This window comes from Spiroplasma chrysopicola DF-1 (genome assembly GCF_000400935.1).
GTDB lineage: Bacteria > Bacillota_I > Bacilli_A > Mycoplasmatales > Mycoplasmataceae > Spiroplasma > Spiroplasma chrysopicola.
This window is the reverse complement of the sequence record NC_021280.1, coordinates 408,600-424,589: the sequence shown is the minus strand read 5'-3', so window position 1 is coordinate 424,589 and position 15,990 is coordinate 408,600. Positions and strand designations below refer to the sequence as shown.

Genomic DNA, 15,990 nt, shown 5'->3' with positions numbered 1-15,990 from the left:
CTTTCTATTTTATTGCTAAAGGAAATTTAACTGGTAAATAATTAGTAATTCCCTTTAATTCTTGACTATTTTTAGCGGCCACAACTTTAAAATACAACGTAATTCAAGATATACTCATATCAACTGTTGTTACAATATCCCCTGCACTTCGTGAATTATAAATTTCAAATGTAAAATCTTCTTCACTAACTGCTGGGTCCAAAAATTTAACAGCCGCAAAAACATTGCCTTTGATTGCATCATAAATTTCTTGATATGTAACTGCTTGCGTATTAACAGCTTGGATTCCTTGTGATAAAGCTTCAATTGCTGTTAAGTTAATTAAATCTGTTTTTTCCTTAATCGCTGGGGGAAATGCCACGGCAATAATTTGACTTTGATCTTTTATTCATGTGCTATCTGCCCCAGCACGGATAACTACAAAAACTGTTGTTGCCATCCTCATATCAATTAATGTAATTGGCTCACTTGCTATTTCATCCCGATAAATTTCATAACTAAAATCTGCTGATGTTACATTGCTACTGATTGCTTGGATCTCCGCTAAAACACTCTGATCTAAAACTGCCGTTATTTCATTATGTTTAACTCCGCTAGGAATATTTGTTATAATTCCTTCTTTCGGAGCTTCAATTGTGGCAATACTACTAATTGTTAATTTCCCCTGGACTGCTAAAGGAAATTTCACTAATAAATAATTACTAATTCCTTCTCAGTGTGTTGAAGTTGTGGCAGCAGTGAGTTTAACAAAAATATTAACATATGATTTACTCATATCAACAGTTGTTACAATATCTGTAGCATTACGAGAGTTATAAATTTGGTATGTATAATCTGCCTTAATTGTTTGGGGATTGAATTCAATTAAAGTTGCTAAAATTAAAGGGCTAATAGCCGCAAAAATTTCTTGGTATGTAACAGCGCTTGGATTAGAAGCACTAATCCCATTCTCGGGTTGATTTAAATTTATAATATCTACTAGATTTGTTTTAATCCCAATGGCAGCGGGAAAATAAACTTCTAAAAAGTCACTTTTACCAGTTAATTGATTGCTTGTTGGTTTCGCAAAAACTTTTAAATATAATCTAACTCCACTTTCAACCATATTAACAGTTGTCACAATATCTTTTTCATCTAAAGTATTATATATTTCATACGTATAATCACTAGTAACAGCATCATAATTTATTTTTTGTATCTCATTTAAAAGATGCTGTTTTAATCCTAAAATGATTTCATCATGATTAACAACGCTAACATCTTTTGCTATGATTCCTTCCGGTAATGGTGATAATATAATTAATTTTGCTAAATTAGTCTTTTCGCTTGTCGCATGCAATAATTTGACAGCAATATAATTTGTTTTACCCATAATTACTGAACTATTGTTGTTAGCTTTAATTTGAACATAAATCTTTACTTCCTTTGACAGATCAAGAATTGTAATTGGGGTTGTTGTTTCTAAACTAGGATAAATTTCAATACTATAATCACTAGTACTTATTTTATGATATAACTGTAAAACAATTGGATTAATAAGATATTGCAAATTATTAATAATTTTAGCATGAGAAACTTGTTTTGGATCATTTACAATAATTGGTACTTCTTGGTCAGGAAGAACATTAATAATTGATAAATCAATTTTTGTACTACCAATGGCTGGAAAAATAATTGTTAAATAATTTGTTTTTCCTTGTAAAATTACGCTATGACTATCGGCACTTATAATCAAATATAAAATTATTGACTTATCGCTCATATTAATAGTATTAATTTCTGTATTAGCATCTTTTTTTTGATAAACGGTCAGAGTAAAATCTGCTTGGCTAATACCTTGATTCTTTTCTTGTAATAAAGTTACGATAATTGGTGATAATGTGTTTTTAATCTCATCTTGCGTTACTTTTGTTGCATTTAAAGCTGCCACTTGTTTTGAAACCGGGGGTAAAGCATTTACTAAGGTTAAATCAACTGTCGTATTAAAAACTTGATACTGTAACTGTTGTGATTGATTAATCACCGTTTTAGCATCTTTGTTACTAACAGCAATAACGCTAATAAAATCACCATCCTCAATTGTTGATAAATTAATTAATTTATCTTCTTTATAGTATTCGAGTAATATTTCTTTTGTATTAAAGGTTCCCGTTTCATCAAACTGTAGTAAATATTTAATTACTGTTGCACTAAAAATTGTTTCTCATTTTTGTTGATCAGCCCCCAAATATACCTCTGAAGAGTTTGGCTTACTAATCTTTGCTAAATCAAAAGGAACTAAGACATTTGGATTTTGGTTAAAATTAGTTTTATTAAAGAATGGTGAAACTAAATTAGGGATTAATGAAACAATAATTAAAAAAATAAAAAGATATTTATAACTAAAAAAATGATGAATTTTAATTAAAAAAGTCTGAAATTTAAAATTAGTTTTGGCAAAGTATTTTGTTAAAACTACCATAGCACTTAGAAATAAAATGGGTGCAAAAAACATTGCAAAAATTAAACTAAATTTTAAAGTTCATCAATAACCTAAACTAAAAGAAGCAAAGGAATTGATACTACCATAAATAATGACATAAATAAAACCAGGAATCGAAACATAGCCGGTTTTAAAATTATTGTTTATTATTTGAAAAATTTGAAAACCTGTAATTTTAGTGTGGTTATTTTGCATCATCACAGTGTTAACACTAGCAAATATCACAAAAAAACCGCAAATAAAGAATGATAATAATAGCAAACTAAAGCCAGTAATAAATCTTTTATTTTTTCACATTAATATAAATCTCCTATTGCTTTTAAAAACTGAATCATTTCTCTTGTTGTAACCTTATTACTTGTTTTTTCAGAATAAAAATCTTGCACAAATTTATAATATTGATCAAATCAAATTGGTATTCCTTGAGTTGGATTTTTTGGTCAAATCAAATTATCTAATAACGCTGTAATTTTAAGATTATTGGCCGGATCTTTTTTTAATTGATTAATTTTTCATACTTGCTGAACTGCATATTTCATTAATTCTCATCGTACTGAAGAAACAAATTGGTAACTATCGGATTGTGCTGGATAAATCATAAAATTTTGACCAACTGGCATTCCATAAACACTTTCCTCTTGATTCAATGAACCATAAGCAAATTCATCCGGATTAGTATATAATGCCTTTTCACCCTTACCAGATCATGTTAATCAGTAATTAAAAGCTCATTTTTCATAACCATCTAACCCTAAGGCATAACTAAAAATTGGACCTCATAAATTTTCGCCATAATCAAATAAAATATTACTTGATGGATAGGTATATTGTGTTGTATACATTTCTGTTGATAAACCATTTTTACGGCGTGAATTTGCTAGTTCATTTGTTTTTTGGAGTAAAGTTGATATTGGTAAATTATCCCCAAATAAATTTGATTGAATTTTATAACCTTCTAAAACTAAATCATCAATTGTATATTCATTTTTAACATTACCATATAAAGCATCAACTCAAGCGGGATTATTTCAATCAGTTGCTCACTTTCATCCTGCATAGTATTGAAATTTAAAAATACTATGATCAGGGTCAACAACTTTGAACAGATCATAATAATACTTAAAACCATTAGCTGATAATTCATCAAAAATAATGTAAATTTTTCCTTCTCAATGGTGAGCTTTTATATTATTAGCAAATGCCTGCAAAAATTGAAGTTGGGCATCACGACCACGGTTTGAATAATAATATAGTTTATCCCAAAATAATTTCTTCGAACCATCTTTTTTTAACGCATAATGCGGAAAAGTTCCTGATGGATTTGCTTGAGTATCATCAAAATTATTACCAAAAGCATTCGCTCACAGTTTAGTAAAACCTAAACTTTGGGCATATTCAAAATAAGTATTAAAATTACTAAAATCAAATTGTCATGTACTATTAATACTTTGGTCACAATATGTCGAAAATGGTGAACAATTGTCATCAGTTTGGTATCAATTAACTAAACCATTATTTGTTCCCCCACGATAATAATTAACTTGATCCGCATTATAAAACTGATCAACATTACCTGTAACGTATGTTTGGCCTGCTGCTCGTAAATCTAATAATTCTTTTTCAACATATTTTTTATGTTCAGTTGATAAAAAATCTAATCCCCGCACAACCGCATTTGTATTAAGTAAGATATTATTTTCCTTTTTTGCATCAACATTAATAAACATATTCTTTTTTTCACCATATACAGCAGAAGAAGCAAATGGTGAATAAGATCCCCCTGTTGCAAACGTATTATCGTTCACCAATAATTGTGAAGCAACTTCAACTGTTAACTGATTTGTTGTTAATAAAACATCATCGGCATAAATTTCAACATCAAAATTATAATTACCCGGTTTAGTTGTATCAAAACTTTTAAAAGTCAATCACAGCGGTTGTACTCTTTGTACTGGTAAAATTCCTAAATTATCATATCGTAAAGAATCAGGTGCTCGTTGAGGTTGTTTAGTTGGAATTGTTACTCATTGCGATTGCTTAGAAGTTTCGTTTTGCGAATAAGTAAAGCCCAAAAATTTCGCATTCGCTGCAAGATCAGCATTATCTTTATTAATAATTTTGTAGGTCACATTTTTTAAAGCTTTATTTTTATTAACTACAATCAGTTGAGCATAATTAGTTTCATCTCGCCACATTTTAACTTTTGTCTGATTATTAAAATATGTTAATTGCTGATGATAATTACCATAAAATTGTCAATTATTATCCGGACTCCATAAGCCATTTTGAACAGTACTTTTTTCCACATTATACATTGAATATAAATGATACGGATCACCAAAAAAAGTATGAATTGGCTGTGATTCATCTGCTTGTAAATTTTGAGGGCTGACATAACCTGTTTGAAAATTATCATTTCGTTCACTTGCTGTGATTAATGTTGCTAGCTTAAAAAAGCAACTTGTCACTTGAGTAGGTAAAAAAATAACTGTTGTTACAGCAGCCAAGATTAATACTTGTTTTCTCATAAAATAAACTCCTAAAATCATATGCTAATAAATAAAATAGCAAAAAAATATTATCATAAGCAAAAACTATTTTCAATTAACAATAAGGAATTATGCAAATAAATCAGTTGGTTGGTGGAAAATATTGCAAAGTAAATAATTAACAATATTCTTTTTCTGATTTGGTTAAAAAATATTATTTCTATATTTTTCTTTTTAACATTTATAGGCGTAATTTAAAAGGAAAGCCACAGTATTATAATTTTCTAATAATCCCTGTTTATTTAATTTTTTTTGCTTGAAAATTTGATTTTAAGAAAATAATATTTTAGCTGTTAAATAAATGATACAATAATGGCAGATTATTAAATTTCTGAAAGGAACAATTAAATATGAAAAATAGAAAGGTCCTAAAACCTCAGGCTTTTGATCTTGAGCAGCCCGCAAATCCTTCTAGTCCTGCTTTCACATGTAAAGGAAAAACAATAAGAAAATATTTTCAATTTCATTTTGCTTTTCAAATTAAATTAAACCAAATTATAATAATGGCTTTTCTATTAGCCTTAAACATTTTATTTCAATATTTAAGTAACATTATGGTTATTACAATTTATCCTTTTGATATTATTTTAGTGTATATTCCTTTTTTTATCATTGGTTATCTTTTTGGTTTTTTAAAAACGCTTTTTTTTATTTTAGCTTTTCTGATTATTTCTTTTTTAACATGGCCACCTTATTTAGCAGTTTGAGAAACATTTATTTTAAATACTATTTTTCTAAATTTTATTTTTGCCTTCCCATGTTTAATCTTTTCATCTTATAGCGTTCAAGATAATTTACAGCAACCAACAACAATAACTAAAATAAAATATTTTAGCCATGTTATTTTAATCATGTTAATATCATGAATTATTACATCGCTTGGTTTAAGTATTTTTGTAATTAAAGTTGGAAATCCCAATGACTATATTCATAACAATAATAGTTTGTTTCAAGGTTTTAATGGTGGTATTTTTGCTTTTGCTTTTAGTTACCAATTAATTCGTCATCTAATTAATACCATTCTTTATTTATCAATTTTTTGACATCTCTATCGTATTATAGATAAATATCGTTAGTAAAAATAATTATATAATTTATGATTAAATAATTTTTTGCTTTTAATTTTATGATAAAGTTAAATAGTGAGGTGAAAAAATGAAAGCATTTGATTATGAGGATATTCAGTTAATTCCAGAATTATGTATTGTCCAATCACGTAGTGAATGTAATACAAAAGTAAAATTAGGAAAACATACTTTTAATTTACCAGTTGTTCCTTCCAATATGGCAACTGTTGTTAATGAAGAATTATGTCAAAAATTAGCGGGAAAAAATTATTTTTATATTATGCATCGATTTAATGTCGATCAAGTTAAATTTGTTCGTAATATGAAAGGAAAAAATCTAATTACTTCCATTTCAGTTGGGGTTAAACCAGAAGATTATCAATTGGTCTCAACATTAAAAGCGGAAAATTTAATTCCTGATTACATTACAATTGATATTGCCCATGGTCATGCTTTTAGCGTTCGGGATATGATTGATCATATTCGTAAAGAAATGGGAAAAGACGTTTTTATTATTGCCGGAAACGTTGGAACACCTAAAGCTGTTCGTGATTTAGAGCAATGAGGAGCTGACGCAACTAAAGTTGGGATTGGCCCTGGAAAAGTTTGTATTACAAAACTAAAAACAGGTTTTGGAACTGGGGGATGACAATTATCAGCTGTCAAATGATGTAGTAAAGGAAGTTCAAAACCAATTATTGCTGATGGTGGAATTCGCGTTAATGGTGATATTGCTAAATCAATCAGAATGGGAGCAACTTTCTGTATGGTGGGAAGTTTATTCGCTGCGCACCAAGAATCACCGGGAAGCCAGGTTGAAGAAAATGGAATCCAATATAAAGAATATTTTGGTTCAGCTAGTGAATACAATAAAAGTGAAAAACGCTATGTTGAAGGAAAAAAAGAATTAATTGAAATTCGTGGAAGTATATTTGAAACATTACAAGAAATGACTGAAGATTTACAATCATCAATTTCTTACGCTGGGGGAACAGATGTTGAAGCCATTAAAAAAGTTGATTATGTAATTTTAAAAGATAGTAACTTTTAAAAAAAAAAAAAAAACCTTTTCAAAAGGTTTTTTTTATCGAAAACTACGTGATTGTTCTTGTTTGTAGCGTCTTTTTTCTTTCTTGCTCATTCAGTGTTCACGTTTACGTGCTTCTTTACGTTTAACTGAAGAAACTTTATTAAAGCGTTTTAATGCTTTATCTAATGGTTCTCCTGATTTTACAACAACAGTTGCCATCTTTTCACTCCTAAAATCTATTTTTAAATTTAACAACTTAATATTATCATATATTTTTTTTAAAACCAATTATTTTAATTTTTATTGTAAAATAATAATTATTTTTTCTTCTTGGTAAAAATTTCATAAAGGTCATTAATTCGTTTTTCATAAATGCTATGTTTCTTTGGAACATAATATTTAACCCCTTCCATTTCTGGAGGTAAATATGTTTGTTCAACATAATCATTAGGAAAATCATGGGGATATTTATAACCCTTGCCAGCCCCTAATTTTTTGGCTGATTTATAATGGGTATCTTTTAAATGTAATGGGATTTTAAACTCTTTGCCACTCAGAACATCCTCATAAGCTTGATCGGTTGCTAAATAAGCACTATTTGACTTTTCACTTAAGGCCATTTCAACAATTGCTAACCCTAAAGGAATCCGTCCTTCTGGTAATCCAATTTGGCGAAAAGCATCAATTGCTGCTTTAACATGAATCGCAATCGCCGGATTGGCTAAGCCAATATCTTCATATGCCATAATTAACATTCGGCGCATTAATGCTTCATGGTCTCCACTTGCTAATAGGCGGGCAAAATAATAAAGAGCGGCATCAACATCACTGCCTCGGATTGACTTTTGTAAAGCCGACTTTAAATCATGATGTTCATCACCATCAGCATTATTTAATAAGTTAGCATTCGGAATAATATTTTTTAAAATTTTAGGGGTAATTTCAATCCCATCATATAAATTTAAACATAATTCTAAAATATTTAACGCTAAGCGCAAATCACCACTCGTTGCCTTGGCAATAATATTAATACTATCAGAGCCAATTTTTAAATTTTGTAAAAGCGGATGCTTAGTAATTAAACGTTGCAATCCATCAGCCATTTCTTGGGCACTAATCCGTTCTAATTTAATAATATTAGCTCGGGAGCGAATCGCGGGATTAATGACAAAAAAGGGATTTTCTGTTGTACAAGCAAACATTAAAATATTACCTTGTTCTAAATATTTTAATAGAATATCTTGTTTATCCCTGTTCATCCGATGGATTTCTTCTAAAATAACAATAAAACGATCATTCTTACTTGCTGTTGTTAAAATTTTTTCTAAATCTTGTTTTTTATCAATTTCGGCATTAAAAAACGCATAAGGGATTTTTAAATCATTTGCCAACGCCAATGCTAAACTACTCTTGCCAATTCCTGGTTCCCCATAAAAAATTAATGATGAGACATAATTTTTCGCAACCATTCGGCGAATTAAGCCATTTTCATGTAACAAATGTTCTTGACCAATAATGTCTTCAATTGTTGTTGGTTTTAATAAATATGCCAAAGGCTGTTGCATTTTTTCACCTCTTTTGTAATAATAGCATATCATAACGGCTATGATTCTACTACATTTTACTCACCAAGAAATAAAAAAACATATACTAATGTATATGTTTGTAATTTATTTAATTGCTGCTCGCGCATGGTTAACAACTTCAGTTAGCTGTTGACATGAAGCATCAAAACCAGCTTGTTCTTTTGCTGTTAAGTTTCAATTAATAATATGTGATCATCCATTATTATTAATAATTGCTGGTACCCCCGTATAGATTCCTTTGTGTCCAAAGTCTCCATCTAAGTATGCCCCAACCATCATTGCTTTGTTTTCATCACAAACAACAGCTCGAACAATATCAGCTAACACAATTCCAATTCCATAGAATGTTGCTCTTTTTTTCTCAATAATTTTATAAGCCATATGAATTGCATCATGAGTAATTTCATCTAACTGTGCTTCGGTAATTTTTCCTTCGGCAACATACTGTGCAATCGGTTTTCCCATTACTGAGGCTGTACTTCAAATTGGGGTTGATGAATCACCATGTTCTCCCATTAAGACAGCAGAAACTTCTTTTGCTCCTACATTTAATTTTTCAGCCACTAAGCGACGTAAACGTGCTGAGTCTAAGCTTGTTCCTGACCCAATAATACTATGTTTATCAAAACCAGTTACTTCATAATACACTGTTGTTAAAATATCAACTGGATTCGCGGCAACAACTGTAATTCCACTAAATCCTGATTTTTTAATTTCTAAGGCAATACTTTTCATAATTTTGGCATTATCAGCCACCATATCAATTCTTGTTTCCCCTGGTTTTTGTGGACGACCAGCTGTAATAACAATTACATCAGCATCATGACAGTCACTATATGTACCAACACGAATACTTGCAAATGAATGTGGTAAAAAAGCATTTCCATCCGCTAAATCTAATGCTTGCCCTTCAGCGACATCAACATTAACGTCAATTAAAACATATTCTTGGGCAATTCCTTGGTTAATCGCTGAATACACAAAAGATGTTCCAACAGCTCCCGTCCCAACTAAAACTACTTTACGATTTTTCATACTAATATCTCTCCATTACTATCTCTTTACTCTACTTTTCTCCGCCTTTTATTCTACACTAAATATCATAAAAATTAAAATAAGAAAAATTCTCATTTTAATAATTTAATTCTTGTTGTTTTGTGTGTTCACGGCGTAACAATTCAAAAATATCTGATTCAAATTTAATTGTTCCGTTAATTACGGCTAATAATGGTTGTTCCCCAATTTTGGCTGGTAATTGTAATGTATCTTCAAAATACTTATCAATTCCGCGAATTAAGGCTCCCCCACCACAAATTGTCATCCCATTACGGAAAATGTCTCCCGCTAATTCTGGTGGTGTTTCTTCTAACACTTGGACAACTAAATCAATAATTCTTGAAACAGGGACTTTCAGAACTTCACGAATTTCCTCTGGCCCAACTTCAATTTCACGAGGTAACCCAGAAACAATATCACGACCATAAATTTTGATTTTTCGTTCATCAGAATATTTTGCTAATGAACCAATTTCAATCTTGATTATTTCAGCCGTTTTAATTCCAATTTCCAAACCATATTGACTACGAATATATTTTAAAATTTCTTCATTAAATAAATTGCCAGCTACTTTAACTGATTTTGATAAAACTAAATCTCCTGATGATAAAACAGCAACATCAGTGGTTCCTCCCCCACTATCAATTACTAAATTACCAACTGGTTTATAAATATCAACTCCGCCACCAAGGGCAGCCATTTTAACCTCTTCTTCGACAAATACTTTATCTGCGCCTAAATTAGTCGCAATTCTTTTTAAAGCATTTTTTTCTAGCTCAGTAACAGTTGATGGACATGCTAATAACATAATTGAACCTTTTAATTGTTTTGCAATACGTAAACGATTAAAAATATATCTTAATTGTGCTTCCGTAGCACGAATATCAGTAATAACTCCATCTTCCATTGGGCGAACAATTCTAATTGCCTTGTTACCCTTTCCAATCATTTTATAAGCCTCGTTTCCGACTGCAATAATATGGTTATCTTTAATTCGGTATGCAACAATTGATGGTTCATTATAAACAACACCAGTTCCTGCTACATAAACTAAGGTATACGATGTCCCTAAATCCATTGAAATGAAATTAGGTTTTTTTGTACTAAATACTGCCATGCGCCAATTCCTCCTTAACTTTTATTATATCGTTTTTCAAGGTTAAAACAATATTAAAATAAAGAAATTATTAAGTTATTGTTTTGGTAAGTAATTAATTATCAGTTATAATAATTATGAGCAAGGAGTAATGTCAATGAGCAAAAAGCATTTAATTAATAATCATGCCATTAATGGTGAAGAATTTATCGATATTAATCAGCAAATTACTTTTTTGGAACAAAGAGGATTTAAAATTACAAATAAAAATGAATTAGCCCATATTATTACCAATTATGGTTACTTCCGATTATTCCATACTTTTATTCCCCAATTTTTAGATAACAATAACCGGCTAATTGCCCCCTTAACAGAAAAAGATATTTTAGCAATTTATTATTTTGATCGTAATTTAGCAACTTTATACTACCAATTTTTTGGTTATTTTGAACATAAATTACGTTCAAATATCATTATCCAAGGGAATATTGAATGTCCAAATATTTTGAAACAATTTGATTATTTTTACCCTAATCCAAATGCCCAAGATAATATTATTCGAATTATTGAAAAACATATCTATTTAGGCGCAACCTACTTAAAACCTTACCATCAAGTGAAATTATATCCCCTTTTTATTATTATAAATTTTATTGACTTAAATGAGGCAATTAAAATGATGCATATCTTTAAGGATAAAACAACAATTTTAAAAAACTTTTATTTTGATAATGAAAAAGACTTTTTATTTGTTTGCAACAATATTATGCGCTTATTTCGTAATGCTACTGCCCATTATGATCGCATGTATCGTTTCTTTATCAATCTTGACGAAGAAGAAACTCAACAATTAAATAACATTTTATTAGGAATTATTAAAAACCCTGACCACTATCAAACTGTCATGAATCATGTCATCAATAATAACTATAATACTTTTATCTTAACAATTTTTCTTGTATATTTACTAAGCCGTAGTCAAGCAAAACATTTTATCTACCAGTTAAATCAGTTATTAACAAAAGGGGTTGAAGAAAAAATTCCAAATTTCAATTTTATAAATGATATGTTAACTAATCAAGATGCAATGAATTGACCAGCAAATTGATTAGAAATCCTAAAATATATTACTATTCATAAAACATATGTTTCATAAAAAAACATTGCTATATAGCAATGTTTTTTTATGTTATTCTAATTTACCAAAAACATTTTTAAAGACTTCATCATATGTCGAAACTGGAATAATTTTTAAAGCTTCCTGAACTTCTTTTGGAATATCATCAATATCTTTGACATTTTTACTTGGAATTAAAATTGTTTTTAAACCACTACGGTTGGCAGAGATTGATTTTTCACGTAATCCCCCAATTGGTAAGACTTGACCACGTAACGTAATTTCTCCGGTCATTCCGATATCTTGTGAAACAGGACGATTACTTAACGCACTAATGATAGCTGTTGTTAAAGTAATTCCTGCAGATGGACCATCTTTAGGTACCGCTCCTTCCGGAACGTGAATATGGATATCATGATTTTCAAAGAATTTTGAATCTAAACCAAACTTATCAGCATTGGCTTTGACATAGTCAAGGGCAATTGATGCTGATTCTTTCATCACATCTCCTAGTTTCCCGGTTAAAACAAAGTTTCCTTTTCCATTAAAACTATTTACCTCAATTGGTAAAATATCCCCACCAAATTGGGTATAAGCTAAACCAGTTACAACTCCAACTTGTGATTCTTGTTCTTTTTCAGTGTGTTCAAAACGACGTTTACCTAATAATTCATTAACCGTTTCAGCTGTTACCGTTAGATTTGTCATTTCTTTATTTAAGAATTTAACAATAAATTTACGAGCAATTGCATTTAAGTCTCGTTCTAATTGTCTAACTCCAGCTTCACGTGTATAATGTTTAATTACTTCATTAATTGCTTCATCAGTTATTGTTAACTGACCATCAGCTAAACCATTATTGCTTAATACTTTTGGTACTAAGTAATCTTTGGCAATATGTGATTTTTCTAATTCAGTATATGAAGATAATTGAATAATTTCCATTCGGTCAATTAATGCTTCCGGAATATTATCATAATAGTTTGCTGTTGCAATAAACATTACATTGCTTAAATCATAACTTTCTTCTAAATAGTGATCAGAAAAAGCGGCATTTTGTTCTGGATCTAATACCTCTAACATGGCACTAGCGGGGTCACCACGATAATCTGATGACATTTTATCGATTTCATCTAATAAAAATAATGGATTAGTTGATTTTGCTCGTTTCATTGATTGAATAATTCGACCAGGCATTGCCCCTATATAGGTTTTACGGTGTCCCCGAATTTCTGACTCATCTTTTACTCCACCTAACGCAACTTTAACAAAATTACGACCAGTTGCTTCAGCGATTGATTTTGCTAAACTAGTTTTTCCAACCCCTGGGGGCCCAACTAAACAAATAATTTGGCCTTTTAATGAATTAGTCATTGATTTAACAGCTAAATATTCAACAATTCTTTCTTTAACTTTTTCTAAACCAAAGTGGTATTTATCTAAAATTTCTTTCGCAAATTTTAAATCATTTTTCTCATCAGTTTTTTCTCATCATGGTACTTGCATCATTCAATCAATATATGTACGAATAATATTTGATTCACTAGATGCTTGTGGTAATGATTCATAACGAGCAATTTCTTGCTCAATTCGTTCCTTAATGTTTTTTGGGAATGGTTCTTTTTCTAAACGTTCTTTGTAAATTTTCATGTCATCAGCGGCATCATCAAATTCACCAAGTTCATCTTTAATTGCTTTTAATTTTTCCCGTAAATAATACTCGCGTTGTTGTTCATCAACACGTTCTTTAATTTTTTTTGTAATTTTATTATCAATGTCATTAACTTGTTGCTTGTTAACTAAATGATCAAAAATAATTTGTAAACGTTTTTCAACATCTAATTGTTCTAAAATTTCTTGTTTTTTAGCAACGGGAATAAAAGGTAAAAACTGCGCAATTGTATCGACAACTTCATTACCATCAACTGAATCACCAATTTGATCTAATAAATCTTCTGGTAAGATATCTTGTAATTCCATTAATTCTTTAATATTTGCTGTGATTTTTTCAGCAATTTTATCATCTGATTTAACAAAAGATTTTAAAATATCAATATCAGCCGCATAATATTCACCTTCGCGTAATTCTAAAATTTTAACGCGATCAACTGCTTTAAAATTAACAGTTAAACTACCATCTTCTCAAACCTTACGAATTTTTAATTCGGCTAAAACACCAATCCGATAAATTTCTGATAATTTTGGATCATCTTCTAATGGTTTTTTTTGGCTAACTAAAACAATATGGTTATCAAATTCTTTATTTGCCTTATTAACAGCCAAAACTGACTTATCACGGCCAACTTCTAGGACTTGTTCAAACCCTGGAAAAATATAACTTCCCCTTGTAATTAATACTGGCACATCCTTTAATTGTGTTGTTTTTGATTCCATTTCAAAATACCTCCTCTTGTTAAATATTCATTTATATTAAACTAATTCTATCCTATTTTTAATTAGTTTAATACTTTCTGAACTACACTTGAATTATAACAAAAAAATTAGCACTTGCAATATTAAAGTGCTAATTTTTTAAATATTTTTTGTTGTTTTTTTATTCTATCAAAATATTATTATTTTGCAATTACTTTATTTCCAAACTTAAAAAAATAACTAAAAAGAAAAAACTATTAAAATTCTCTTTTAATAGTTTTAATCAAAACTATTTACCATTTTTTTCGTATAAAAAGGCAAAAACTTTATCATGAATTAATTGTTCTTTTACTTGTTCTTCTGAAATTAATTTGGCTTCTTTTAAAGTTTTTCCATCAATTCCAAATTGTTTTCCTAATTTTTCATATTGTTCATCAATTTCGGTTGGATTAATATCAAATTTTTCTTTATTTAAAACCGCATCAACAATAACACCATTTTCTAAACGATTTTTAGCATCTTTGAATAATTCTTCATAAATATCTTCTTCAGTTAAACCTGAACGTTCTTTGTATGTTTTTATATCCATTTGTTGTGCTGTTAATTTTTGTTTAAATTCATTTTTTAATTGGTTAGCTTCTTTTTTAATAATTGATTCTGGAATTAAAATATTTGAATCTTTGACAATTTCGCGAAATAGTAAACCAATAAAACGGTCATATTCTTGTTTTTGTAATTGTTCTTTAATGTTATTTTCAACATGTTCACGTAATTTTGCTAAAGTATCAATTCCTTTTAAATTAATATCTTTTGCTAAATCATCATTTAATTCTGGTAATTCTTTTGATTTTACTTCTTTAATTTTTAATTTAAATACTGCTGGTTGTCCTTTTAATTCTTCAATATGATAATCGGCAGGGAATGTTACTTGCAGATCACGTTCTTCACCACTTTTAAAACCAATCATCCCATCTTCAAAACCTGGAATAAATTGCCCACTACCAATTTCTAAAGTAAAATCAGTTGCTTTACCACCTTTAAATGGTTCATTATTAACAAAACCTTCAAAATCAAAGATTACTGTATCACCTTTTTCAATTCCACTATCTTTTGGTTTATGAATCGCAAAGCGATCACGTAATTGGTCAATACTACGATCAATATCTTCTTTTTTAGCACCAACTTTTTCTTTTTTAATATTATCAAACCCTGTATAACGATTAATTGTGATTTCTGGTTTTAAATCAAAGTCTAACTCCAAAATGTATTCTTCTTTACTTAATTTTTTAACAGTTGGAACTGGTGATGAAAATGGTTGAACATCTGATTTTTGGTTAAACGCAAATTCATAAGCTTTATTTACAACTAAACGGTGCGCACTGTTTAAAATTTTTGCTTCTGTTAAATGTTTTTTAATTAAATCAGCCGGAACTTTTCCTTTCCGAAAACCTGGGATTTCTAATTCATTAGCGGCTTTTTGTTCAGCTTTTTTTACATAGTCTGTTCATTCTTTACCATCAATTGTTACAGTTCATTTTCCAATCCCTTTTGCAAGGATTTTTTCTGCTTTAAATTTCATATAACTACCTACCTTCTTTTACACATTTACAATTATAACAAAAAGTCTAATTTAT

Annotated in this window: 11 protein-coding genes; 3 read left to right on the top strand and 8 right to left on the bottom strand. The window is 29.4% G+C overall.

The features are described 5' to 3' along the window. Nucleotides 1–4 precede the first annotated feature (4 nt). Together SCHRY_RS01950 and SCHRY_RS01945 are read right to left on the bottom strand one after the other, a co-directional pair. On the bottom strand, nucleotides 5–2,779 hold the full coding sequence (locus tag SCHRY_RS01950; RefSeq protein WP_016338794.1) for a hypothetical protein: 2,775 nt from the start codon (nucleotides 2,777–2,779) through the stop codon (nucleotides 5–7). Beyond that, nucleotides 2,779–5,010, bottom strand: a complete 2,232-nt coding sequence (locus SCHRY_RS01945) for a glycoside hydrolase domain-containing protein (RefSeq protein WP_016338793.1) — start codon at nucleotides 5,008–5,010, stop codon at nucleotides 2,779–2,781. Before SCHRY_RS01945 ends, SCHRY_RS01950 begins: the two co-directional genes overlap by 1 nt. Nucleotides 5,011–5,381: 371 nt before the next feature. Between SCHRY_RS01945 and SCHRY_RS01940 the strand changes: the two genes are divergently transcribed. Beyond that, nucleotides 5,382–6,107 (top strand): hypothetical protein, encoded by a 726-nt coding sequence (locus SCHRY_RS01940; protein WP_016338792.1) that lies wholly within the window; start codon nucleotides 5,382–5,384, stop codon nucleotides 6,105–6,107. Between the two features lie 79 nt (nucleotides 6,108–6,186). After that, a complete protein-coding gene (locus SCHRY_RS01935) occupies nucleotides 6,187–7,149 on the top strand; it encodes a GMP reductase (RefSeq protein WP_016338791.1) in 963 nt (320 codons plus the stop codon). 33 nt (nucleotides 7,150–7,182) lie between these two features. Here SCHRY_RS01935 and rpsU read toward each other — a convergent pair whose 3' ends face one another. From rpsU to mreB, 4 genes are all read right to left on the bottom strand, one after another. Next, a complete protein-coding gene (gene rpsU, locus SCHRY_RS01930; protein ID WP_016338790.1) occupies nucleotides 7,183–7,347 on the bottom strand; it encodes a 30S ribosomal protein S21 in 165 nt (54 codons plus the stop codon). Nucleotides 7,348–7,445: 98 nt separating this feature from the next. Then, nucleotides 7,446–8,693 carry a replication-associated recombination protein A gene (locus tag SCHRY_RS01925; protein WP_016338789.1) on the bottom strand — a complete coding sequence of 416 codons (1,248 nt, stop codon included), beginning with the start codon at nucleotides 8,691–8,693 and terminating at the stop codon, nucleotides 7,446–7,448. 105 nt (nucleotides 8,694–8,798) lie between these two features. Continuing rightward, complete coding sequence (locus SCHRY_RS01920) at nucleotides 8,799–9,749, bottom strand: L-lactate dehydrogenase (RefSeq protein ID WP_016338788.1); 951 nt, start codon at nucleotides 9,747–9,749, stop codon at nucleotides 8,799–8,801. A gap of 97 nt (nucleotides 9,750–9,846) precedes the next feature. Next, the gene (gene mreB, locus SCHRY_RS01915) at nucleotides 9,847–10,887 is read right to left on the bottom strand and encodes a rod shape-determining protein (RefSeq protein WP_016338787.1); all 1,041 of its coding nucleotides are present in this window, start codon (nucleotides 10,885–10,887) and stop codon (nucleotides 9,847–9,849) included. 136 nt (nucleotides 10,888–11,023) lie between these two features. Between mreB and SCHRY_RS01910 the strand changes: the two genes are divergently transcribed. Continuing rightward, complete coding sequence (locus SCHRY_RS01910) at nucleotides 11,024–12,022, top strand: Abi family protein (protein WP_016338786.1); 999 nt, start codon at nucleotides 11,024–11,026, stop codon at nucleotides 12,020–12,022. A gap of 33 nt (nucleotides 12,023–12,055) precedes the next feature. On the opposite strand, the gene lon is transcribed toward SCHRY_RS01910, so the two are convergent. Beyond that, on the bottom strand, nucleotides 12,056–14,377 hold the full coding sequence (gene lon, locus SCHRY_RS01905) for an endopeptidase La (protein WP_016338785.1): 2,322 nt from the start codon (nucleotides 14,375–14,377) through the stop codon (nucleotides 12,056–12,058). Nucleotides 14,378–14,645: 268 nt separating this feature from the next. Next, nucleotides 14,646–15,935 carry a trigger factor gene (tig, locus tag SCHRY_RS01900; protein ID WP_016338784.1) on the bottom strand — a complete coding sequence of 430 codons (1,290 nt, stop codon included), beginning with the start codon at nucleotides 15,933–15,935 and terminating at the stop codon, nucleotides 14,646–14,648. Nucleotides 15,936–15,990: the final 55 nt, after the last annotated feature.